Below are 20,816 nucleotides of genomic sequence, written 5' to 3' on the forward strand. Positions count from 1 at the left end.
CGATGGCGTTCTGATGGCGCCGTCGCACTCCGCCGGGCTCGGGATGGGCGAGGCGGAGTTCCATCTGCAAAAGGAACCAGGCTTCTCATGGGCGAACTGGCCAAAGAAATCCTCCCGGTCAACATCGAAGACGAACTCCGACAGTCCTACCTCGATTACGCCATGAGCGTGATCGTCGGTCGTGCCCTGCCCGATGCACGCGATGGCCTCAAGCCCGTGCACCGCCGCGTCCTGTACGCCATGAGCGAACTGGGCAACGACTGGAACAAGCCCTACAAGAAATCCGCCCGTGTGGTCGGCGACGTGATCGGTAAATACCACCCGCACGGCGACACCGCGGTGTACGACACCATCGTGCGCATGGCGCAGCCGTTCTCGCTGCGCTACATGCTGGTGGACGGCCAGGGCAACTTCGGTTCGGTGGACGGCGACAACGCCGCGGCCATGCGATACACCGAAGTGCGCATGGCCAAGCTGGCCCACGAGCTGCTGGCCGACCTGGACAAGGAAACCGTTGACTGGGTGCCCAACTACGATGGCACCGAGCAGATCCCGGCAGTCATGCCGACCAAGATCCCCAACCTGCTGGTCAACGGTTCCAGCGGCATCGCCGTGGGCATGGCGACCAACATCCCGCCGCATAACCTCGGCGAGGTGATCGACGGCTGCCTGGCGCTGATGGACAACCCCGAGCTGACCGTCGACGAACTGATGCAGTACATCCCCGGTCCGGACTTCCCGACCGCCGGCATCATCAACGGTCGCGCCGGCATCATCGAGGCCTACCGTACCGGCCGCGGGCGCATCTACATCCGTGCCCGCGCCGACATCGAGGACATGGAGAAGGGCGGCAACCGCCAGCAGATCATCATCACCGAGCTGCCCTACCAGTTGAACAAGGCGCGGCTGATCGAGAAGATCGCCGAGCTGGTGAAAGAGAAGAAAATCGAAGGCATCACCGAGCTGCGCGACGAGTCCGACAAGGACGGCATGCGCGTGGTCATCGAGCTGCGCCGCGGCGAAGTCGGCGAGGTGGTGCTGAACAACCTCTACGCCCAGACCCAGCTGCAGAGCGTGTTCGGCATCAACGTGGTGGCCCTGGTCGACGGCCAGCCGCGCACGCTGAACCTCAAGGACATGCTCGAAGTGTTCGTCCGCCACCGCCGAGAAGTGGTGACCCGACGGACCGTGTACGAGCTGCGCAAGGCCCGCGAGCGCGGGCACATCCTCGAAGGCCAGGCGGTCGCCCTGTCGAACATCGACCCGGTGATCGAGCTGATCAAGAACTCGCCGACCCCGGCCGAGGCCAAGGAACGCCTGATCGCCACGCCCTGGGAATCCAGCGCCGTGGAAGTCATGGTCGAGCGCGCCGGCGCCGACGCCTGCCGCCCGGAAGACCTCGACCCGCAATACGGCCTGCGCGACGGCAAGTACTTCCTGTCGCCGGAACAGGCCCAGGCCATCCTCGAGCTGCGCCTGCACCGCCTGACCGGCCTGGAGCACGAGAAGCTCCTGTCCGAATATCAGGAAATCCTCGCCCTGATCGGCGAGCTGATCCGTATCCTGACCAACCCGCAGCGCCTGATGGAAGTCATCCGCGAGGAGTTGGAGAAGGTCAAGGCCGAGTTCGGCGACGCCCGCCGCACCGAGATCGTCGCGTCCCAGGTGGACCTGACCATCGCCGACCTCATCACCGAGGAAGAGCGCGTGGTGACCATCTCCCACGGCGGCTACGCCAAGTCGCAGCCGCTGGCCGCCTACGAGGCCCAGCGCCGTGGCGGCAAGGGCAAGTCGGCGAGCGGGGTGAAGGACGAGGACTACATCGAGCACCTGCTGGTGGCCAACAGCCACGCGACTCTGCTGCTGTTCTCCAGCAAGGGCAAGGTCTACTGGCTGCGCACCTTCGAGATTCCTGAAGCCTCGCGTACCGCGCGCGGCCGTCCGCTGGTCAACCTGCTGCCGCTGGACGAGGGTGAGCGCATCACCGCCATGCTGCAGATCGACCTGGAAGCCGTGCGCGCCCAGTTCGCCGGTGACGAGGGCGATGACGACGACGTGGTCGCCGAGCAGGTTGCCGAGGTGGTGGAAGCCGAAGAGGCCGAAGAGGGCGACGACGCCGACTTCAGCCAGGACGAGCCGACCGGCGCGTACATCTTCATGGCCACCATGAAAGGCACCGTGAAGAAGACCCCGCTGATCCAGTTCACCAAGCCGCGCTCCAACGGCCTGATCGCACTGAAGCTGGAGGAGGGCGACTCGCTGATCGCCGCCGCCATCACCGACGGTTCGAAGGACGTGATGATGTTCTCCGACGCCGGCAAGGTGATCCGCTTCAAGGAAAGCAAGGTGCGCATCATGGGCCGCAACGCCCGTGGCGTGCGCGGCATGCGCCTGGCCGAAGAGCAGCGCATCATCTCCATGCTGATCCCGGAATGCCGCGAGGCGCAGATCCTCACCGCTTCCGAGCGCGGTTACGGCAAGCGGACTCCGCTGGCCGACTACCCGCGCCGCGGCCGTGGCGGCCAGGGCGTGATCGCCATGGTCATCAACGAGCGCAACGGCAAGCTGGTGGGCGCCGTGCAGGTGCTGGACGGCGAGGAGATCATGCTGATTTCCGACCAGGGCACCCTGGTCCGTACCCGCGTCGACGAAGTCCGCGGCGCAGGCCGGAATACCCAGGGCGTGATCCTCATCAAGCTGGCCGCCGACGAGACCCTGGTGGGCCTGGAGCGGGTGCAGGAGCCGACCGTCGTCGAGGGCGAAGTCGTGGACGACGAGCAGTTCGACGAGAACCCGGAAGCAGACGAAGCCGCGGCCGAGGAAGCGCCGCAGGCCAGCGAAGACTGACTAGCGAGAGTTGATGTGAGCAAGCGAGCCTATAACTTCTGCGCAGGTCCCGCTGCGCTTCCCACCGAGGTGCTGGAGCGCGCCCGCGAAGAGCTGCTCGACTGGCAGGGCAAGGGCCTGTCGGTCATGGAGATGAGCCACCGCAGCGACGACTACGTGGCCATCGCCGAGAAGGCCGAGCAGGACCTGCGCGACCTGATGGGCGTGCCGTCGAACTACAAGGTGCTGTTCCTGCAGGGCGGCGCCAGCCAGCAGTTCGCCGAGATTCCGCTGAACCTGCTGCCCGAGGACGGCGTGGCCGACTACGTGGAAACCGGCATCTGGTCGAAGAAGGCCATCGAGGAAGCGCGCCGCTTCGGCAACGTCAACGTGGTCGCCAGCGCCTCGAAGTACGACTACTTCGCCATTCCCGGGCAGAACGAGTGGAACCTGAGCCCGGGCGCCGCCTACCTGCACTACGCGTCCAACGAGACCATCGGCGGCCTGGAGTTCGACTGGGTGCCGGAAGTGGGCGACGTGCCGCTGGTGGTGGACATGTCCTCGGACATCCTCTCGCGCCCCGCCGACGTGTCGAAGTTCGGCCTGATCTACGCCGGCGCGCAGAAGAACATCGGCCCGTCGGGCCTGGTGGTGGTCATCGTCCGCGAAGACCTGCTGGGCCGCGCCCGCAGCATCTGCCCGACCATGCTCAACTACAAGGTCGCGGCCGACAACGGCTCCATGTACAACACCCCGGCCACCTACTCCTGGTACCTCTCCGGCCTGGTCTTCCAGTGGCTGAAGGAACAGGGCGGCGTCGAGGCCATGGAGAAGCGCAACCGCGCGAAGAAGGACCTGCTGTACTCCTTCATCGATGCCAGCGATTTCTACACCAACCCGATCCAGCCCAGCGCCCGTTCCTGGATGAACGTGCCCTTCCGCCTGGCCGACGAGAAGCTCGACAAGGCCTTCCTCGCCGGCGCCGATGCCCGTGGCCTGCTCAACCTCAAGGGCCACCGCTCGGTGGGCGGCATGCGCGCCTCCATCTACAACGCCCTGGGCCTGGATGCCATCGAGGCCCTGGTGGCCTACATGGCCGAGTTCGAGAAGGAGCACGGCTGATGAGCGACGCCGACCAGCTCAAGGCTTTGCGCGTACGCATCGACAGCCTCGACGAGAAGATCCTCGAGCTGATCAGCGAACGCGCCCGCTGCGCCACCGACGTGGCGCGGGTGAAGATGCAGTCCCTGCCCGCGGGCGAGAAGCCGGTGTTCTACCGGCCCGAGCGCGAGGCCTGGGTGCTCAAGCACATCATGGAACTGAACAAGGGCCCGCTGGACAACGAGGAAGTGGCGCGGCTGTTCCGCGAGATCATGTCCTCCTGCCTGGCCCTGGAGCAGCCGCTCAAGGTCGCCTACCTCGGCCCCGAGGGCACCTTCACCCAGGCCGCCGCGCTCAAGCACTTCGGCCACGCGGTGATCAGCACGCCGATGACGGCGATCGACGAGGTGTTCCGCGAGGTCGCCGCCGGTGCGGTGAACTTCGGCGTGGTGCCGGTGGAAAACTCCACCGAGGGCGCGGTCAACCACACCCTGGACAGCTTCCTCGAGCACGACATGGTGATCTGCGGCGAGGTCGAGCTGCGCATCCACCACCACCTGCTGGTGGGCGAGAACACCAAGACCGACAGCATCACCCGCATCTATTCCCACGCCCAGTCCCTGGCCCAGTGCCGCAAGTGGCTGGACGCGCACTACCCGAATGTCGAGCGCGTGGCCGTGCCGAGCAACGCCGACGCCGCCAAGCGGGTGAAGAGCGAGTGGAACAGCGCGGCCATCGCCGGCGACATGGCGGCCAGCCTGTACGGCCTGGACAAGCTGTTCGAGAAGATCGAGGACCGCCCGGACAACTCCACGCGTTTCCTCATCATCGGCAACCAGGAAGTGCCGCCGACCGGCGACGACAAGACCTCGATCATCGTCTCCATGCGCAACAAGCCCGGCGCGCTGCACGAGCTGCTGGTGCCGTTCCACACCAACGGCATCGACCTGACCCGCATCGAGACCCGCCCCTCGCGCAGCGGCAAGTGGACCTACGTGTTCTTCATCGACTTCGTCGGCCACCACCAGGACCCGCTGATCAAGGACGTGCTGGAGAAGATCAACAGCGAAGCCGTGGCGCTGAAGGTGCTGGGCTCCTATCCCAAAGCGGTACTTTAACTGCGGCGGCAGGCGGCAGGCGGCAGGCTACAGGCGGTGAAGAGCGTCTATGCCTGGGGCCTGGGGCCTGCAGCCTGAGGCCTCAGATATGTCTTGCGACTTCCTCGCCCTGGCCCAGCCGGGCGTACAGAAACTCTCGCCCTACGTGCCGGGCAAGCCGGTCGACGAACTGGCCCGCGAGCTGAACCTGGACCCGGCGAAGATCATCAAGCTGGCCAGCAACGAGAACCCGCTGGGCCCCAGCGCCAAGGTGCTGGAAGCGATCCGCGGCGAACTGGCGGAAATGACCCGCTATCCCGACGGCAACGGCTTCGAACTGAAGAGCAAGCTGGCGCAGCGCTGCGCAGTGACCACCGCCCAGGTGACCCTGGGCAACGGTTCCAACGACATCCTCGACCTGGTCGCCCGCGCCTACCTGGCGCCGGGCCTGAACGCGGTGTTCAGCCAGTACGCCTTCGCCGTCTACCCGATCTCCACCCAGGCCGTCGGCGCCGAGGGCAGGGCGGTGCCGGCCAGGGACTGGGGCCATGACCTGGAAGCCATGCTGGCGGCCATCGACGCCGATACCCGCGTGGTGTTCATCGCCAACCCGAACAACCCCACCGGCACCTGGTTCGGCCCGGACGCCCTGGAGCGCTTCCTCGCCCGCGTACCGGAAAACGTCCTGGTGGTGCTGGACGAGGCCTACATCGAATACGCCGAGGGCGACGAACTGCCCGACGGCCTGGCCTGCCTGGCCCGCTATCCGAACCTGCTGGTCTCGCGCACCTTCTCCAAGGCCTACGGCCTGGCCTCGCTGCGCGTCGGCTACGCCATCTCCTCGGCGCAGATCGCCGACGTGCTGAACCGTGTGCGCCAGCCATTCAACGTCAACAGCCTGGCCCTGGCCGCCGCCTGCGCCGCGCTGGACGACGCCGAGTACCTGGCCGAAGGCAAGCGCATCAACGACGCCGGCATGCAGCAGCTGCAGGACGGCCTGCGCGCCCTGAACCTCACCTGGATTCCGTCGAAGGGCAACTTCCTCGCCGTCGACCTGCAGCGCGACGCCGGCCCGGTCTACCAGGCCTTGCTGGCGGAAGGTGTGATCGTCCGTCCGGTGGGCGGCTACGGCATGCCGCAGCACCTGCGCATCTCCATCGGCCTGCCGGAAGAGAACGCGCGCTTCCTCGAAGCCCTGGCCAAGGTGCTCGCCCGTGCCTGAGGTGATGCCGCACAAGCTCCGCCGCCTGGTGGTGGTGGGGCTGGGCCTGATCGGCGGCTCCTTCGCCAAGGGGCTGCGCGAGAAGGGCCTGTTCGAGGAAGTGGTCGGCGTCGACCGCGACCCGCAGACCCGCCGCCTGGCGGTGCAGCTGGGCGTGGTCGACCGTTGCGAGGAAAGCCTGCGCGAAGGCTGCCGCGACGCCGACGTGATCCAGCTCGCCGTGCCCATCCTGGCCATGGAGAAGGTGCTGGCGGAACTCGCCACCTTCGACCTCGGCCATGCGGTGCTCACCGACGTCGGCAGCGCCAAGGGCAACGTGGTTCGCGCGGCGAAGGCCGCCTTCGGCGAGATGCCGGCGCGCTTCGTTCCCGGCCATCCCATCGCCGGTTCCGAGCAGAGCGGGGTGGAAGCGGCCAACGGCAAACTGTTCCGCCGTCATAAAGTCATCCTCACGCCGCTGGATAATGCCGATGCGGACGCGGTCCAGTGCGTCGAGGCGCTGTGGCGCGAGCTGGGCGCGGACGTCGAGCTGATGGAAGTCGAGCACCACGACGAAGTGCTCGCCGCCACCAGCCACCTGCCGCACCTGCTGGCCTTCACGCTGGTCGACTCGCTGGCCAAGCGCAGCGAAAATCTGGAAATCTTCCGTTATGCCGCCGGCGGCTTCCGTGATTTCACGCGGATCGCCGGCAGCGACCCGACGATGTGGCACGACATCTTCCTTGCCAACCGCAAGGCGGTGCTGCGCATCCTCGACGTTTTCCGCGACGACCTCGACGCCCTGCGCGAGGCCGTCGATGCAGGGGACGGGCAGCAACTGATGGGCGTCTTCACCCGCGCCCGCGTCGCCCGTGAACATTTCAGCAAAATCCTGGCCCGCCGGGCCTATGTGGACGCCATGCACAACAACGACCTGATTTACCTGGCCCAGCCGGGTGGCCGCCTGTCCGGGCGCGTACGCGTTCCGGGCGACAAGTCCATCTCCCACCGCTCGATCATGCTCGGCTCCCTGGCCAAAGGCACCACCGAGGTGGCCGGCTTCCTCGAGGGCGAAGACGCCCTGGCCACCATTCAGGCGTTCCGCGACATGGGCGTGGTCATCGAAGGCCCGCACCATGGCCGCGTCACCGTGCACGGCGTCGGCCTGCATGGCCTGAAGCAGGCGCCGGGGCCCATCTACCTGGGCAACTCCGGCACCTCCATGCGCCTGCTCAGCGGCCTGCTGGCGGCGCAGCCGTTCGACAGCGTGCTGACCGGCGATGCGTCGCTGTCCAAGCGCCCGATGAACCGCGTGGCCAAGCCGCTGCGGGAGATGGGCGCGGTGATCGAGACCGCTCCTGAAGGGCGTCCGCCGCTGACCATCAGGGGCGGCCAGAAGCTGACCGGCATGCACTACGACATGCCCATGGCCAGCGCCCAGGTGAAGTCCTGCCTGCTGCTCGCCGGCCTCTACGCCGCCGGCGAAACCTCGGTGACCGAGCCGGCGCCGACCCGCGACCACACCGAGCGCATGCTGCGCGGCTTCGGCTACCCGGTGGACGTCGAAGGCAGCACCGCCAAGGTCGAAAGCGGTCACAAGCTCAGCGCCACCAGCATCGAGGTGCCGGCGGACATCTCCTCCGCGGCCTTCTTCCTGGTTGCGGCGAGCATCGCCGAAGGCTCGGAGATCGTCCTCGAACACGTCGGCATCAACCCGACCCGCACCGGCGTCATCGACATCCTCAAGCTGATGGGCGCCGACATCACCCTGGAGAACCAGCGCGAAGTCGGCGGCGAGCCGGTGGCCGACCTGCGCGTGCGCTCGGCCAAGCTGAAGGGCATCGACATCCCGGAAGACCTGGTGCCGCTGGCCATCGACGAATTCCCGGTGCTGTTCGTCGCTGCCGCCAATGCCGAAGGCCGCACCGTGCTGCGCGGCGCCGAAGAGCTGCGGGTGAAGGAATCCGACCGCATCCAGGTCATGGCCGACGGCCTGCTGGCCCTGGGCGTGAAGTGCGAGCCGACCCCGGACGGCATCATCATCGACGGCGGCCCCTACGGCGGCGGCGAAGTCTGGAGCCACGGCGACCACCGCATCGCCATGTCCTTCAGCGTCGCCTCGCTGCGCGCCTCGGCGCCGATCCGCATCCACGACTGCGCCAACGTCGCCACCTCCTTCCCGAACTTCCTCGGCCTGGCCGCGGGCGCCGGCATCCGCGTGGCGGAGGAGGGCAACTGATGGCCGCCTCCGACTTCGCCGCGGCCTGGCCGGTGGTCGCCATCGACGGCCCCAGCGGCTCCGGCAAGGGCACCGTGGCCGGCATCCTGGCCAAGCGCCTGGGCTGGAACCTGCTGGACTCCGGCGCGCTCTACCGCCTGCTGGCGTTCGCCGCCGGCAACCACGGCATCGACCTGACCAACGAGGAAGCCCTCAAGGTCCTGGCCGCGCACCTGGACGTGCAGTTCACCCACGCCAAGGGCGGCGAGGGCCAGCACATCATCCTCGAAGGCGAAGACGTCACCGACACCATCCGCACCGAGCAGGTCGGCGCCGGCGCCTCCCAGGTCGCCGCGCTGCCGGCGGTGCGCGACGCCCTGCTGCAGCGCCAGCGCGCCTTCCTCGAAGCCCCGGGCCTGGTGGCCGACGGCCGCGACATGGGCACCGTGGTGTTCCCCGGCGCGCCGCTGAAGATCTTCCTCACCGCCTCGGCCGAGGAGCGCGCCCGCCGCCGCTACCTGCAGCTCAAGGGCAAGGGGGTGGACTGCGACATGGCCGCGCTCACCGAGGAAATCCGCGCCCGCGACGAACGCGACAGCCAGCGCAGCGTAGCCCCGCTGAAGCCGGCCGAAGGCGCCATCGTGGTCGACTCCACCAGCATGAGCATCGAGGCGGTGGTGGACAGCATCCTGGCCGAAGTCGAGAGGCTCGGTCTGACCGACTGAACCCTGGGAATCCTTCAGCCACGGCCGTTTTCGGCACGACGTGGTTGAAGAGATTTCTGAGGATGTTTCCTCCTGATGCTGAGGACGTTTCTTCTAGAGACGTCTTGCCCGGGCTGCCAAAATTCCGCGCTGTCCAATAGCGCCCGCTCCCCCTGAGCGGGCCGGGAACAGCGTGGAGGCCCCTTGTCCGACCGTCCCGTCCCCGCCGCACTGCACGCTTCGCAGGGCGCGTGGGTCCAGTTGTTGCTCGCACTGACCCGGCGGGAAATCCTGGCGCGCTACCAGGGCGCCCTGTTCGGGCGGCTGTGGCTGCTGCTGTCGCCGTTCCTGCTGCTGGCGGTCTACACCTTCGTATTCGGCCATGTGCTCAAGTCGCGCTGGGGGACTGGGCAGAGCACGGGCTCCTTCGCCTTGACGCTCTTCGCCGGGCTGCTGCTCCATAGCATGCTGGCGGACAGCCTGTCGCGCGCGGTCACGGTGATGCACAACCACCGCAACCAGGTGAAGAAGCTGGTCTTCCCGCTGGACATCCTGCCGCTGTCGCTGGCCCTTTCCGCCCTGTCGAACGCGGTCATCGGCTTTCTCGTGCTGATCCTGCTGATGCCCTGGCTCGGGCAACCGCTGGGTTGGAACATCCTCTACCTGCCGCTGGCGCTGTTGCCCTTCCTGCTGTGCGTGTGCGGCCTCAGCTGGATCATCGCCGTGTTCGGCACCTATTTCCGCGATACCAGCCAGTTCATCCAGTTCCTGCTGGTGCTGCTGCTGTTCCTCAGCCCGGTGTTCTATCCCGTGAGCGCCTTGCCGGAAGCCCTGCGTCCCTACCTGCTGCTCAATCCCCTGAGCGTCCCGGTGGAGGCGGTGAGGGCCAGCCTGTTCGGCATGCCCATGCCGCCGGCGGGCGTCCAGCTGGGGTATGCCGGCATCGCCTGCCTGTTGGCGGGGCTGGGGTGGCTGTGGTTCCGGCGCATGAAGGATGGCTTCGCCGATGTCCTCTGAACGGCTCGCCGATACCGCGCCGGCGGTGGTCGCCGAGGCCCGCCCGCTGGGGCAGATGCTCGTCGGGCGCGGCCTGTGCAGCGCCCAGGAACTGGAGCGGGCGCTGGAACTGCAGGCCCGGATCGGTGGGCGCCTGGGGGCGATACTGCTGCGCTCGGGCGGCGTTTCGGAGGCGGCGCTGCTGGAGGTGCTCGCCGAACAGCTGCGCATGCCCCTGGTGGGAACGGACCTGGAGGCCCCGGGCAACGCCGAGCTTCTGGCCTTTCTCGAGGCGACCTCCCTCGGCGTGGAATGGTTCGTCGCCGAGCAGGTGGTCGTCTGGGGCGATGCCCGGGGGACGCTGCTGATCGCTTCCCGCGACCCGCTGGCGCCCTTCGTCCTGGAGGTCCTGCGCTATTTCCATCCCGGCCAGCCGTCGTGCACGGTGCTGTGCCGCTCCCAGGACCTCGACGCCTGGCTGGAGCTGCTCAAGGAGCGCCTGCAGCAGGAAAGCCGCGAGGAACTGCGCTTCGCCTCCGATGACATCCGACAACTGCGGGAGATGGCGGAGGAAGCGCCCATCGTCGAGCTGGTCAACAACGTCATGAGCCAGGCGGTGGAAAAACGCGCCTCGGACATCCACATCGAGCCGCGCGAGTTCAATTTCCACATCCGCTTCCGCATCGATGGCGTCCTGCAATCGCAACTGAGCCTGCCGCGGGAGCGCTTCGCCGCGGTGGTGTCGCGGATCAAGCTGATTTCCGCCATCGACATCGCCGAACGGCGCCTGCCCCAGGATGGGCGGATGAGCACGAGGGTCGGCGGGCAGGACATGGATATCCGGGTTTCCACCCTGCCCGGGGTGCACGGCGAGTCGCTGGTGATGCGCCTGTTGCCCAAGGCCCGCGAGGGCCTGCGCCTGGACCGCCTGGGGATGCTGGCGGACCACCTGGAGCTGATGCGCGCCTGGATCGGCGAGCCGCACGGCATCGTGCTGGTCACCGGGCCGACCGGCTCCGGCAAGTCGACGACCCTCTACGGCACGCTCGAAGCCATCAACGATGGCATTCGCAAGATCATCACGGTGGAGGACCCGGTCGAGTACCAGGTACCGAACATCACCCAGGTCCAGGCCCATGCCGATATCGGCCTGACCTTCGCCGCCGCCCTGCGCTCGATCCTGCGCCAGGACCCGGACGTGATCATGATCGGCGAGATCCGCGACCTGGAAACGGCGGAGATCGCCGTGCAGTCCTCCCTGACCGGGCACCTGGTCTTCTCGACGCTGCACACCAACGATTCGCTCAGCGCCTTCACCCGCCTCATCGACATGGGCATCGAGCCTTTCCTGGTGGCCTCCCCGGTGCGCGGCGTCCAGGCCCAGCGCCTGGTGCGAACCCTGTGCCGGCATTGCGCGGAGCCCCATGAGCCGAGCCTGGCGGCCGAAGACCAGGCCGCGCTCGACGCGGCGATCCTGCGCCTCTACCCGGGGCAGGCCCCGAACTGGCATCGCGCCAAGGGTTGCGAGCTGTGCCAGGGCACGGGCTACCACGGGCGCCTGGGGATCTACGAAATGGTGGATGTCAGCCCCGAATTGCAGACGCTCATCCTGCAGCAGGCGCCCCTCGAGCAGATGCGCCGGCTGGCGGCCGGCCAGGGGTTCCGCAGCATGCGCGAGGACGGCTTCATCAAGGCCTGGCTGGGCCTGACCTCGCTGGACGAGGTACATCGGGTCACCAGCGGTTAACGCCATGCGCTTCGAATACCAGGCAGTGGACCGGCAGGGCCGGCGTTGCAGCGGCGACCTCGATGCCGGCTCCCGCGGTGACGCGCTTCGCCAGCTGGAGGCACAGGGCATGACCCCCCTGAGCCTGGAGTCGGGCCGGCGGGCGCCGCAACCCGGGCGCCGGCGGCTGCGCGCGGAAGAGCTGAATATGGCGCTGCACGAGCTGGCGACCCTGCTGGCGGCGGGTGTGGCCCTGGCCGACGCGGTTTCTGCCCAGGAGCGTTCGAGCAGCCATCCGCGCATTGCCGCGGCGCTGCGGAGCATGAGCGAAGGCCTGCGCCAGGGCCGTTCCTTCCCCCAGGTGCTGGAGAGTGCCGGCCTGCCGCTGCCGCGTTACGCCTACCAATTGGTGGCGGCAGGGGAGTTGACCGGCAACCTGGCGGCGGCGCTACGGGATTGCGTGACGCAGATGGAGTACGAGCGGCGCACCCGCGAGGAAGTGCGCAATGCCCTGATCTACCCGAGCGTGCTGGTGCTCAGCGGCGTCGGGGCGGTCATGGTGATGTTCGTCTTCGTCGTGCCCAAGTTCGCCAACCTGCTGGAGCACGCCGACAAGTTGCCGTGGCTGGCCTGGGCGGTGCTCAGCACCGGCGTCTGGAGCAAGGCCAATGCCTTGCCGCTGCTGCTCGCCGGCCTGCTGCTGGGGGCCCTGGGGCTGCCCCTGGCCAGGAGCGAGAAGGTTCGCGGCCGGGCCCTGAACGCCCTGCTGCGCCTGCCGTTGCTCGGCGACTGGCTGCTGCAGGCGGAGATCGCCCAGTGGGCCAAGGTCCTCGGCACCCTGCTGGGCAATCGCGTGGCGCTGGTCGAGGCCCTGCGCCTGGCCAGCGCGGGCGTGCGCATCGGCCACCAGCGCGACCTGCTGGAAAGGGTGACCCAGGACGTGAGGGGAGGAACCGCCCTGTCCGAGGCGCTGGAGCTGCGCAGGGCGATCACGGCCACGGGCGGCAACCTGGTGCGGGTCGGGGAGCGGTCCGGCCGCCTGGCCGAGATGCTCGACAGCCTCGCCGGGCTCTACGAGGAACTGGGGCGCTCGCGCATGCGCAAGGTCCTGGCGCTGATCGAGCCGCTGGCGATCCTGCTGATCGGTGCGCTGTTCGGCGTGATCATCACCGGCGTGGTGCTGGCCATCACCAGCGCCAACGACATCGTGTTCTGAACGAAGGGGAAGAGAATGGACAACGGGCAGAAGGGCGGGCGGCCCCGGCAAGGGAGGCACAAGCTGCCGGCCATGGGTGGTGGCCGCGGCGAACGCGGCTTCACCCTGCTGGAAATGATCGTGGTGCTGGTGATCATCGGGTTGCTCATGGGGCTGGTCGGGCCACGCCTGTTCAGCCAGGCCGACAAGGCCAAGGTGCAGACCGCCGATACCCAGGTGAAGATGCTCAAGGGCGCGCTGATGACCATGCGCCTGGACATCGGCCGCCTGCCCAGCGAGCAGGAGGGGCTGGCGCTGCTCAACGCGGCGCCGGCGGATGAGCGGATCAAGGCCTTCTGGAAAGGTCCCTACCTGGACGGCGGGGTGCCGCTCGATCCCTGGAACCGCGCATACGTGTACAGCAACGCGCCCAGCGCCGAACAGCCGTTCTCGCTGTACAGCCTGGGCGCCGACGGGCAGCCCGGCGGGGAAGGGGAGAATGCGGACATCGGCTACCTGCCCAGGCAGTGAGCGCAGCGGCGGTTTCACCCTGCTCGAACTGCTGGTGGTGCTGGCCCTGGTCGCCGCGCTGGGCGCCATCGTCATGCCCAGCCTGTTGAACATGCAGGAGGCCTGGCGCCGTCGTGTCGAACTGCAGGACATCACCAACCAGTTGCAGACACTGGGCTATCGGGCCCGGCTGGAGGCCCAGCAGACCCTCATCGGCCCCGCCGGCGTCGAGCCGCCGCGGATGCTCAGGCTGCCGGATGGCTGGGTGTTGAGCGCAGGCGTGCCGGTCATCTACCTGGCCAATGGCGCCTGCCTGGGTGGGCTGCTGCAACTGCGAAGGGAAGAGGCCATCCGGGAGCTACGCCTGGAGCCGCCGCAATGCCTGCCGGAGTTCGACGGGTGAAGCGGGGGCGGCAAGCCGGTTTCACGCTGCTCGAGGCGGTGGTCGCCCTGACGCTCCTGGCGGTGGTGGGAAGCGCCCTGCTGGCGTGGCTGGGGACGGGCTTCAGAACCCTGGAGCGCATGAACGACGTCCAGCGCCGCCTCGATGCGACCCGCACCGGCCTGGCCTACCTGGAGGGCCTCAACCCGATGCTCCAGCCCAGCGGCAGCGTCACGCTGGGAAGCTACCGGCTGGACTGGGAAAGCCATCTGCTTGCCGCCCCGCGGCCTGTCGTCAGCCGCTACAACGGCCATCCCGGTCCTTTCGACAGTGCCTTGTACCGGGTCCAGGCGCGCGTGCTCGGCGAAGACCTGCCACCGCTGCCCGTCAGCCTGGAGCTGGCGGGGTACCGGTTGGCCCGCCCGGCCGATGGTGCCCAGGGGAGCGAGCCATGAACCGGCGCTTTGCGGGGCAGCGACAGCAGGGCTTCACGCTGCTGGAGCTCATCGTGGTCCTGTTGCTGACGACGATGGTCACCACCCTGCTGATGCAAGGGATGGATTATGTCTCGCGGGCCAACGACAGCTTCCTGCGCCAGGGCGAGTCGCGCCAGTTGCGCGTCCTGGCGTTCGGCTGGTTCGGCGATTCGGTGTCGCAATTGGCGGCGCCGGCCAAGGGCGAGGCGGCGGCCCGTTTCAGGGGCGATGCGCTCAGTTTCGAAGGCGTCACCCTGGCCAGCGCCGAGCGTATCGAGGGTGTCCCGGTGCCCTTCGCCTTTCGCCTGGAAAGGCTAGGCGAACAAGGCCGGGAGCGGACCGGGCTGATCTACGTGCGCCGGCTGCAGGCCAGCCGCTGGCCACTGCTGGAACTGCAGGGTGGGGCGCACTTCCTCTATCGCGACGAATCGGGGGGGTGGCACGACAACTGGCCGCCCCTGCCGGCACTGGCCGACAGCCTTCCCGCGGCGGTGGCGTTGAACGCGCCGGCCGAGCGCCTGTTCCGCCTGGCCAGGGTAGCGACGCCGCTTCGCCAGGTGAGCGTGGATGCGTACTGAGCGCGGTGGCCGGCGTGGCGCCGGAAACCAGCGCGGCTTCGTGCTGGTCGGCGTCATCTGGTTTCTCGCCGTCATGACCCTGGTGGTGGCCTCGGCCGTGACCTGGATCGAACGCTCGCTGGATGGCATCGAGCAGGAACGCCAGGGGCTGCTGCGCGACATGGCGGAACGCTCCCTGCTCAGCCGGCTGACGTGGCTGGCATCGACCCAGCGCCTGACCCTGGCCGGCCTGACCACGCCCGACAGCCCGGCGCCAAGCCTCGCCGACATGGACCTGTCGACCCTCCCGGTGGGGGCCGAGCTGGCCCTTGATGGCCGCGAATACTGCCTGGCCAATGGCTGGTGCTTTGCGCTCATCGATCGCGCCTCGCGCCTCGGCCTGGAGCAGGCGCCACCGGTGACGCTGGCCTTGGTACTGGAAGGGCTGGGGGTGGCGCCGGAAAGGATAGCGCCCATGCTGGCGGAACTCGCCGGCTACCTGCGCAGCCAGCCGGGGCGCGCGGTGGTGCGCAGCCTGTACGCCCCGCAGGAAGTGTTCGTCCTCGATAGCTGGCAGCCCTGGGAGGCCAGGCTGCGGGCCGCGGGCTGGGATGACCTGGTGACCGTCGGCGAACCGGCCCTGAACGTGAATACCGCCAGCGGGCAGCTCCTGCGCCTGGCCTGGAGGCTGCCGGAAGACAACCTGGCGCTGTTGCTCGCCGCGCGCCGCGAACGGCCGCTGCAGGGCATGGGCGACCTCGCGGGGGTGCTGGGCATCTACCTGCAGCAATTGCCTGCGGAGAACTGGTCGCGCCTGGCAAGCGCCACCCTCTTCATCCGCCTGCGTCCCGTGGATGCCGCGGCGCGCTACGAATACCAACTGCGACTCGAGAGCGACGACCTGCAAGGGTCGCCCTGGCAATTCCTGCAACGGAGGTCCCTGCCGCGCAATGTCCCCGATACCGACACCGCGTCAATCCATCATGAGGCGCCTGGACTGCTTGCCGCCCCGCTTGTGGCAAGGCCGTGACGAGGAGGGCTCGCCATGCGTGGAATGGCGCCGCCAGCCCCGTGGCCTGGGGCGGATGCTCCGCCCGCAATGGGTCATCGAGCGTTCGCAATGCCTGTACCGCTGCCTGGACCTGTCCCATGTGCCGTCCAGCGGGAGGGCCCAGGCCCTGGCCCTGAAGCTCGCCGGCCTGTCGCCGTTCCGCTTGCCGGGGCACTACGCGGTCTGGCGTGACGGCTGGGTACAGCTGTGGCTCTGGGACGAACAGCAGCGCCAGGGGCTTGCCGCTTCGCAGGAGGCCATGTCCGGCTGCTTCTGTTTGCCGGAAACGCTGCTGCAGGTGCCGCCGGCAACGACTCCGGAATCCGTCGTTCGCCTGGTGTGCGTCCAGGGGGGCGTGGACCTGCAGGTCTGGCGGGCCGGCGTGCTGCGGGCGAGCGTCTTCCAGGATGGCCTGCCGCTGTCCATTGGCGCCTGGCAGGCGCTGCGAGGGGTTCCCGGCGTGCATGTGCCCGAGCGACTGGAGGCAGAAGTGGTACCCAGCCTGGAACGTCCCTGGGCTTCCGGCGCCAGCCTGGCGGGGCGGGACTGGGAGCGCTGGCTGCCCTACGGCATGGCGGCCACCCTGCTGGCGGGCAGCGCTTTCAACCTGACGCAGGGGGCGCAGTGGTGGTGGGCCGAGCGTGGTGTGGCGGGGCAGCAGGCCGCACTGGCCCAGCAGGTCGAGCCGGTGCTGGCGGCGCGCACCCGCGCCACGCAGGCCGAAAGCGAAATCCAGGCCCTGCTGCGCTTGCAGGATGCGCCGTCGCAGGTCGAGCTGCTGCGCACGGTGGCGGGGTTGCTGCCGGAGGATAGCCGCTTGCTGAGCTGGCGTTATCGGGAAAACACCCTGGAGCTGCTCATCGATACCCGCCGGGCCGACCCGCGGTTCTTCGTCCAGCGTCTCCAGGAGGGCGGCAGGTTCCAGGACGTCAGGGTGGAGCCGTCGCCCAGGGCCGACGGCTTGCAGTTGGCCATGAGCATTCGCCAGGGGGAATAGATGGACGTTCGCTTGAAAGACGCATTGCCCCACTGGACCCGGCTGCGCGAGCAGTGGCGGGAGCAGCCCCGCCTGCGCCTGGCGGGCTGGCTGGTCCTGGCGCTGCTGGCCGCCCACCTGCTGTTGCTGGGCAGCGACTGGCGCGATGCCCGCCGCCAGGCGTTCGAGGAATCGGCCAGGCGCCTGGCTCAGATGCGTGCGCTGGCCAGCCAGGGGGATTGGCCGGACCGCGCCGTCCAGGCCGAAGACGTGCGCAGCGCCTTGCGAAAGCGCCTGTGGCAGGCACGGAACCCCTCGTTGGCCCGGGCCGACGTACAGGCCTGGCTGGATGCCCAGGCCAGGCAGAGCGGCCTGCAGGATGCGCGCATCTCGGTATTGCCGCCCCTGGACTTCGACAAGGAGGATGTCGGCGCGCGGGTTCAGGCGCAGTTGCGCGGACGCTTCGAGCCGAAGAGTTTCGGCCGCTTGCTGCATGCGCTGGAAAGCGCGGAGCACTGGGTGAGTATCGACGCCCTCGAGTTGAATGACCGCGGTTCGCCGTCGGTGAACCTGCAGCTCACTTTCCATTTTCGTCCGGACGGAACGCCCCCTTGATCGGATTAGGGCGAGTGCTCAGGCCATGCAGGTACTGCCAATCGCTTGCCTTCCCTGGTTGGGAAACTTCCTTCATGGAAAACGGCAAAGGCAGCATTTCCGTAGTGACAGAATTCCGCGCTCAACATGCTTCGAATGCACCCTTTCCTTCGCGGTATCGACTCATCGGTTTCCTATGACTTCCTCCCACTTCCGATTGGCCGGGGCAGCGCTTGCCAGCGGCATCCTGCTGGCGCTGCTCTGGCAGCCACCGGCAGAGGTACCGGAGGCCCCGGTCGAGGCTGCGCAGTGGCGGCTACCGGAGGTCCGAGCCGTCTCCCGCAACGCCGGCATTCCCGCGCAGATCGCCGGCATGCCCTGGTGGGGCAGCGCCGGGAAGGCGGCCGAACAACCGCGCTCGGCGCGCATCAGCGTGGACGAGAAGGGCTTGGCCCGGGTCAAGGTCCAGTGGCTGTTCCGTGGGGTGGTCGCCGAGGGCGAGCAACGCTTCGCCCTGATCGCCAAGGACGCCGCTGCACCTCTGTTGCGCTATGCGCCCGGCGACCTGCTGCCGGGAGACGAGCGCCTCGAGCGGATCGAAGGGCAGGGCATTCGTTTCTCGCTGTCCGAGGATGGCGCCACCCAGGACTTTGAAAGGAAACTCTATGCCCCCCTCGAATGACGCCCTCGCGGGTTTTCCCCGGCGCCCCCTGCTGCTCGCGATCTGCCTGGGGTTGCTGGGCGGCTGCAGCACGGCACCGCTCCAGCTGCCCGCGCCCTTGCTGGAGCAAAGCCAGGCGCGGGAGGAGAACCTGCCGCAGGATGCGGCCGAAGGGCTTTCGCAGCGTCCGCGGCAATCCACGGGGCCGCTGGTAGGCCCGACACCGGCGCCGCCGGCCGGGCCCGTTGGCGGGCTGGTGGACAAGGCCGATCGCCTGGTGCTGGACGACAAGAATGCTGACCTGCAGGTGAGCGTCGAGGACACTGCCCTGCCGAGCTTCATCAACGAAGTCTTCGGCAACCTGCTGGGGCTGTCGTTCGAGATCGACGACAGCCTGAAGAAGCGCAACGACAGGGTCACCCTGCGCCTGGAGCAGGCGCAGACCCGGCAGACGGTCTACGACATCGCCTCGCAGGTCATGGCCAATTACGGCATCGAGATCGTCAAGCAGGGCGACATCCTGCGCTTCCAGATCAAGCAGATCGGCCTGAGCCCCGAGGAGCCGCCGATCCTCGTCAGCGGCGAAGCGCTTCCGGACGTGCCCAATGCCTACCGGCCCGTGTTCCAGTTCATCCCCCTGCACAACGTCGATCCCAAGGACGTGATTCCCTGGCTGAACAATGCATACGACAAGTCCGGGCTGTCGGCCACCGCGGACAACCCGCGCGGCGGCCTGATGCTCAAGGGCATGGCCTCCCTGGTCAAACAGGCGGCGCAGGCCGTGCGGCTGCTCGACCAGCCGTTCATGCGGGGGCAGCACAGCCTGCGCATCGACCCGGCATTCATCACCTCGGCGGAGATGGCCAAGCAACTGAAGACCCTGCTCCAGGCCCAGGGTTACAGCGTCGGCATCGGCGAGGCTTCCGGAAGCGTCGTGCTGGTACCGCTGGAAAGCTCCAATGGCCTGATCGTGTTCTCCAACCAGCGTCCCTTGCTGGACCTGGCCCGCGACTGGGCCGGACAGGTGGACCGGGTGCCGCTGGCCAGCGCGGTGGATTCCGCAGGGGCGGGGGCGGAAAGCGAAGGATTGTTCTTCTACGAAGTGCGTAACACCCGCGCCACCGAAGTGGCCCGCTCGCTGCGGGCATTGGTCTCCGGCCTGGGGGGCAGCGGCGCCTACGGGCTGACGCCGGGCCTGGGCAGCAGTGCCTCGAGCCGCGCTGCGGCCGCCTCTGGCAGCAATGCCGCACCGACAAGCCCGGTGCCCGGTCGCGGTGCTGGCGACATGGGCGGTGGCCAGCCCGGCGTCGCGCCGCTCGTCCGCCTCGCTGGCGCCCAGGCCCTGTTGTCTGGCGGTAGTAGTAGCCTGATGGATAGCCTGGCGTCTGGCATATCGGGCGGCGGCACCATCGTCGAAGACCAGAACCGCAACGCCATCCTGTTCCGTGGCCCGGCCAGGGTCTGGCAGCAGATGCAGCCGCTGCTGCGGCAACTGGACAAGCCGGCGCGCCAGGTGCTGATCGAGGTGACGATCGCCAGCGTGACCCTGGGTGCTAACCAGAACGCAGGCCTGGAATGGTCCTTCCTTGGAGGCGCGGCAAATACCGATTCCAGGTTCAGCCGTGAAATATCAGGAGGAGCCGGGGGCTTCAAATACCTGATCAATACCGCCGGTGGCGCCAAGGCGGAACTGACGGCGCAGGCCAACGACTCCCGTACACGGATCCTGGCTACGCCACGCATCCTCGTGAAAAGCGGCGAGCAGGCCAACATCAACGTCGGTACCGATATTCCCATCGTGACCGGTCGGCAGACCGATGGCAGCAACACCGGCGGAAACTCCAACCTGCTGCAATCGATCTCCTATCGTTCCACTGGCGTCATCCTCAATGTTTCCCCGGTCGTCTACTCGAACAACCGGGTGGACCTGACGGTCAGCCAGGAGGTCAGCGATGGCGGCGCCGCAGGGTCCAGCGGGGGCGAGGGCGGCGACATTTCCTCTCCGCCGATCAAGCGGACGTCGCTGGAAACTTCGCTGACCCTGCAGAGCGGCGGCTCCATCTTCATGGGCGGCTTGATCAACGAAAACCATGTGGACAGCAACGCAGGCGTACCGTGGTTCAAGGACCTGCCGGTCCTGGGCTACCTGTTCGGCAAGCAGTCCCGGACGACGTCCAAGGACGAGGTGGTGATGCTGATCCAGCCCTATGTCATCGATGGGACGGAAGACGCCAGGGAGATCACCGAGAAGCTGCGGCGGATGATCGAACCTGCGATCGGCTGCGACAGGCCGCTGGCGGAATGTCGTAGCTTGTGAATGGTCGCCCCGAGTGCAGCGGGGCATTGCCCGTATGGCGGCTTCATGCGCGCAGGGGATGCTGTCCGTGAAGTCGCCCGTCTTGCCCACCTTTCCGCTCTGATCCGCTTTCGGCGGGCTCCGCCGCAGAGACGTCGATGCCTGGGTGGGCTGCTGCATCCTTTCCTTCTATCACACGAAGTTCCGCTACATGGGCGAGTACATGGCTCGCGGCGGGCTGGAGGTGCT

18 protein-coding genes are annotated in these 20,816 nt (G+C 67.9%); all 18 read left to right on the forward strand.

What is annotated here, in order from left to right; translation table 11 throughout:
- Positions 1-87 precede the first annotated feature (87 nt).
- The 18 genes from gyrA (at position 88) to VV867_RS21940 (ending at position 20,588) form a co-directional block, all read left to right on the forward strand.
- Complete coding sequence (gene gyrA / locus VV867_RS21855; protein WP_328567546.1) at positions 88-2,847, forward strand: DNA gyrase subunit A; 2,760 nt, start codon at positions 88-90, stop codon at positions 2,845-2,847.
- A 15-nt stretch (positions 2,848-2,862) separates the two neighbouring features.
- Positions 2,863-3,948 (forward strand): 3-phosphoserine/phosphohydroxythreonine transaminase, encoded by a 1,086-nt coding sequence (serC, locus tag VV867_RS21860; protein ID WP_275627285.1) that lies wholly within the window; start codon positions 2,863-2,865, stop codon positions 3,946-3,948.
- Positions 3,948-5,045 carry a prephenate dehydratase gene (gene pheA / locus VV867_RS21865; RefSeq protein ID WP_109933299.1) on the forward strand — a complete coding sequence of 366 codons (1,098 nt, stop codon included), beginning with the start codon at positions 3,948-3,950 and terminating at the stop codon, positions 5,043-5,045. The genes serC and pheA overlap by 1 nt, the downstream gene beginning before the upstream one ends.
- A gap of 88 nt (positions 5,046-5,133) precedes the next feature.
- Complete coding sequence (gene hisC, locus VV867_RS21870) at positions 5,134-6,246, forward strand: histidinol-phosphate transaminase (RefSeq protein ID WP_328567547.1); 1,113 nt, start codon at positions 5,134-5,136, stop codon at positions 6,244-6,246.
- 4 nt (positions 6,247-6,250) lie between these two features.
- Positions 6,251-8,464, forward strand: coding sequence for a bifunctional prephenate dehydrogenase/3-phosphoshikimate 1-carboxyvinyltransferase (locus VV867_RS21875; protein WP_275630516.1), 2,214 nt, complete (start codon positions 6,251-6,253; stop codon positions 8,462-8,464).
- Entirely contained in the window at positions 8,464-9,168 is a 705-nt protein-coding gene (gene cmk, locus VV867_RS21880) for a (d)CMP kinase (protein ID WP_109933297.1), read from the forward strand. Before VV867_RS21875 ends, cmk begins: the two co-directional genes overlap by 1 nt.
- 183 nt (positions 9,169-9,351) lie before the next feature.
- A complete protein-coding gene (locus tag VV867_RS21885; protein WP_328567548.1) occupies positions 9,352-10,164 on the forward strand; it encodes an ABC transporter permease in 813 nt (270 codons plus the stop codon).
- Positions 10,154-11,890, forward strand: a complete 1,737-nt coding sequence (locus VV867_RS21890; RefSeq protein WP_328567549.1) for a GspE/PulE family protein — start codon at positions 10,154-10,156, stop codon at positions 11,888-11,890. Before VV867_RS21885 ends, VV867_RS21890 begins: the two co-directional genes overlap by 11 nt.
- Before the next feature lie 4 nt (positions 11,891-11,894).
- Entirely contained in the window at positions 11,895-13,085 is a 1,191-nt protein-coding gene (locus VV867_RS21895; protein WP_328567550.1) for a type II secretion system F family protein, read from the forward strand.
- Between the two features lie 72 nt (positions 13,086-13,157).
- Entirely contained in the window at positions 13,158-13,595 is a 438-nt protein-coding gene (gene gspG, locus VV867_RS21900; RefSeq protein ID WP_328567567.1) for a type II secretion system major pseudopilin GspG, read from the forward strand.
- Positions 13,564-13,977: a prepilin-type N-terminal cleavage/methylation domain-containing protein gene (locus VV867_RS21905; RefSeq protein WP_275627279.1), complete on the forward strand. Its 414-nt coding sequence runs from the start codon at positions 13,564-13,566 to the stop codon at positions 13,975-13,977. The genes gspG and VV867_RS21905 overlap by 32 nt, the downstream gene beginning before the upstream one ends.
- Positions 13,953-14,411, forward strand: a complete 459-nt coding sequence (locus tag VV867_RS21910) for a PulJ/GspJ family protein (RefSeq protein WP_275627278.1) — start codon at positions 13,953-13,955, stop codon at positions 14,409-14,411. Before VV867_RS21905 ends, VV867_RS21910 begins: the two co-directional genes overlap by 25 nt.
- The gene (locus VV867_RS21915) at positions 14,408-15,010 is read left to right on the forward strand and encodes a prepilin-type N-terminal cleavage/methylation domain-containing protein (RefSeq protein WP_328567551.1); all 603 of its coding nucleotides are present in this window, start codon (positions 14,408-14,410) and stop codon (positions 15,008-15,010) included. The genes VV867_RS21910 and VV867_RS21915 overlap by 4 nt, the downstream gene beginning before the upstream one ends.
- Positions 15,000-16,019, forward strand: a complete 1,020-nt coding sequence (locus VV867_RS21920) for a hypothetical protein (RefSeq protein ID WP_109933289.1) — start codon at positions 15,000-15,002, stop codon at positions 16,017-16,019. The genes VV867_RS21915 and VV867_RS21920 overlap by 11 nt, the downstream gene beginning before the upstream one ends.
- Positions 16,020-16,038: 19 nt before the next feature.
- Positions 16,039-17,037: a hypothetical protein gene (locus VV867_RS21925; protein WP_177412033.1), complete on the forward strand. Its 999-nt coding sequence runs from the start codon at positions 16,039-16,041 to the stop codon at positions 17,035-17,037.
- A 12-nt stretch (positions 17,038-17,049) separates the two neighbouring features.
- Positions 17,050-17,631 (forward strand): hypothetical protein, encoded by a 582-nt coding sequence (locus VV867_RS21930; RefSeq protein ID WP_328567552.1) that lies wholly within the window; start codon positions 17,050-17,052, stop codon positions 17,629-17,631.
- A 175-nt stretch (positions 17,632-17,806) separates the two neighbouring features.
- Positions 17,807-18,292 carry a hypothetical protein gene (locus VV867_RS21935; RefSeq protein ID WP_328567553.1) on the forward strand — a complete coding sequence of 162 codons (486 nt, stop codon included), beginning with the start codon at positions 17,807-17,809 and terminating at the stop codon, positions 18,290-18,292.
- Positions 18,276-20,588 (forward strand): type II secretion system protein GspD, encoded by a 2,313-nt coding sequence (locus VV867_RS21940; protein WP_328567554.1) that lies wholly within the window; start codon positions 18,276-18,278, stop codon positions 20,586-20,588. The genes VV867_RS21935 and VV867_RS21940 overlap by 17 nt, the downstream gene beginning before the upstream one ends.
- Positions 20,589-20,816 lie beyond the last annotated feature (228 nt).

The organism is Pseudomonas sp. JH-2, assembly GCF_036231725.1.
GTDB classification, from domain to species: domain Bacteria; phylum Pseudomonadota; class Gammaproteobacteria; order Pseudomonadales; family Pseudomonadaceae; genus Pseudomonas; species Pseudomonas delhiensis.

Coding starts and splice junctions, on each gene's coding strand:
- gyrA (WP_328567546.1), top strand. CDS start 88: ATGGGCGAACTGGCCAAAGAAATCCTCCCGGTCAACATCGAAGACGAA.
- pheA (WP_109933299.1), top strand. CDS start 3,948: ATGAGCGACGCCGACCAGCTCAAGGCTTTGCGCGTACGCATCGACAGC.
- hisC (WP_328567547.1), top strand. CDS start 5,134: ATGTCTTGCGACTTCCTCGCCCTGGCCCAGCCGGGCGTACAGAAACTC.
- VV867_RS21875 (WP_275630516.1), top strand. CDS start 6,251: ATGCCGCACAAGCTCCGCCGCCTGGTGGTGGTGGGGCTGGGCCTGATC.
- cmk (WP_109933297.1), top strand. CDS start 8,464: ATGGCCGCCTCCGACTTCGCCGCGGCCTGGCCGGTGGTCGCCATCGAC.
- VV867_RS21890 (WP_328567549.1), top strand. CDS start 10,154: ATGTCCTCTGAACGGCTCGCCGATACCGCGCCGGCGGTGGTCGCCGAG.
- VV867_RS21895 (WP_328567550.1), top strand. CDS start 11,895: ATGCGCTTCGAATACCAGGCAGTGGACCGGCAGGGCCGGCGTTGCAGC.
- gspG (WP_328567567.1), top strand. CDS start 13,158: ATGGGTGGTGGCCGCGGCGAACGCGGCTTCACCCTGCTGGAAATGATC.
- VV867_RS21905 (WP_275627279.1), top strand. CDS start 13,564: ATGCGGACATCGGCTACCTGCCCAGGCAGTGAGCGCAGCGGCGGTTTC.
- VV867_RS21910 (WP_275627278.1), top strand. CDS start 13,953: ATGCCTGCCGGAGTTCGACGGGTGAAGCGGGGGCGGCAAGCCGGTTTC.
- VV867_RS21915 (WP_328567551.1), top strand. CDS start 14,408: ATGAACCGGCGCTTTGCGGGGCAGCGACAGCAGGGCTTCACGCTGCTG.
- VV867_RS21920 (WP_109933289.1), top strand. CDS start 15,000: ATGCGTACTGAGCGCGGTGGCCGGCGTGGCGCCGGAAACCAGCGCGGC.
- VV867_RS21935 (WP_328567553.1), top strand. CDS start 17,807: ATGACTTCCTCCCACTTCCGATTGGCCGGGGCAGCGCTTGCCAGCGGC.
- VV867_RS21940 (WP_328567554.1), top strand. CDS start 18,276: ATGCCCCCCTCGAATGACGCCCTCGCGGGTTTTCCCCGGCGCCCCCTG.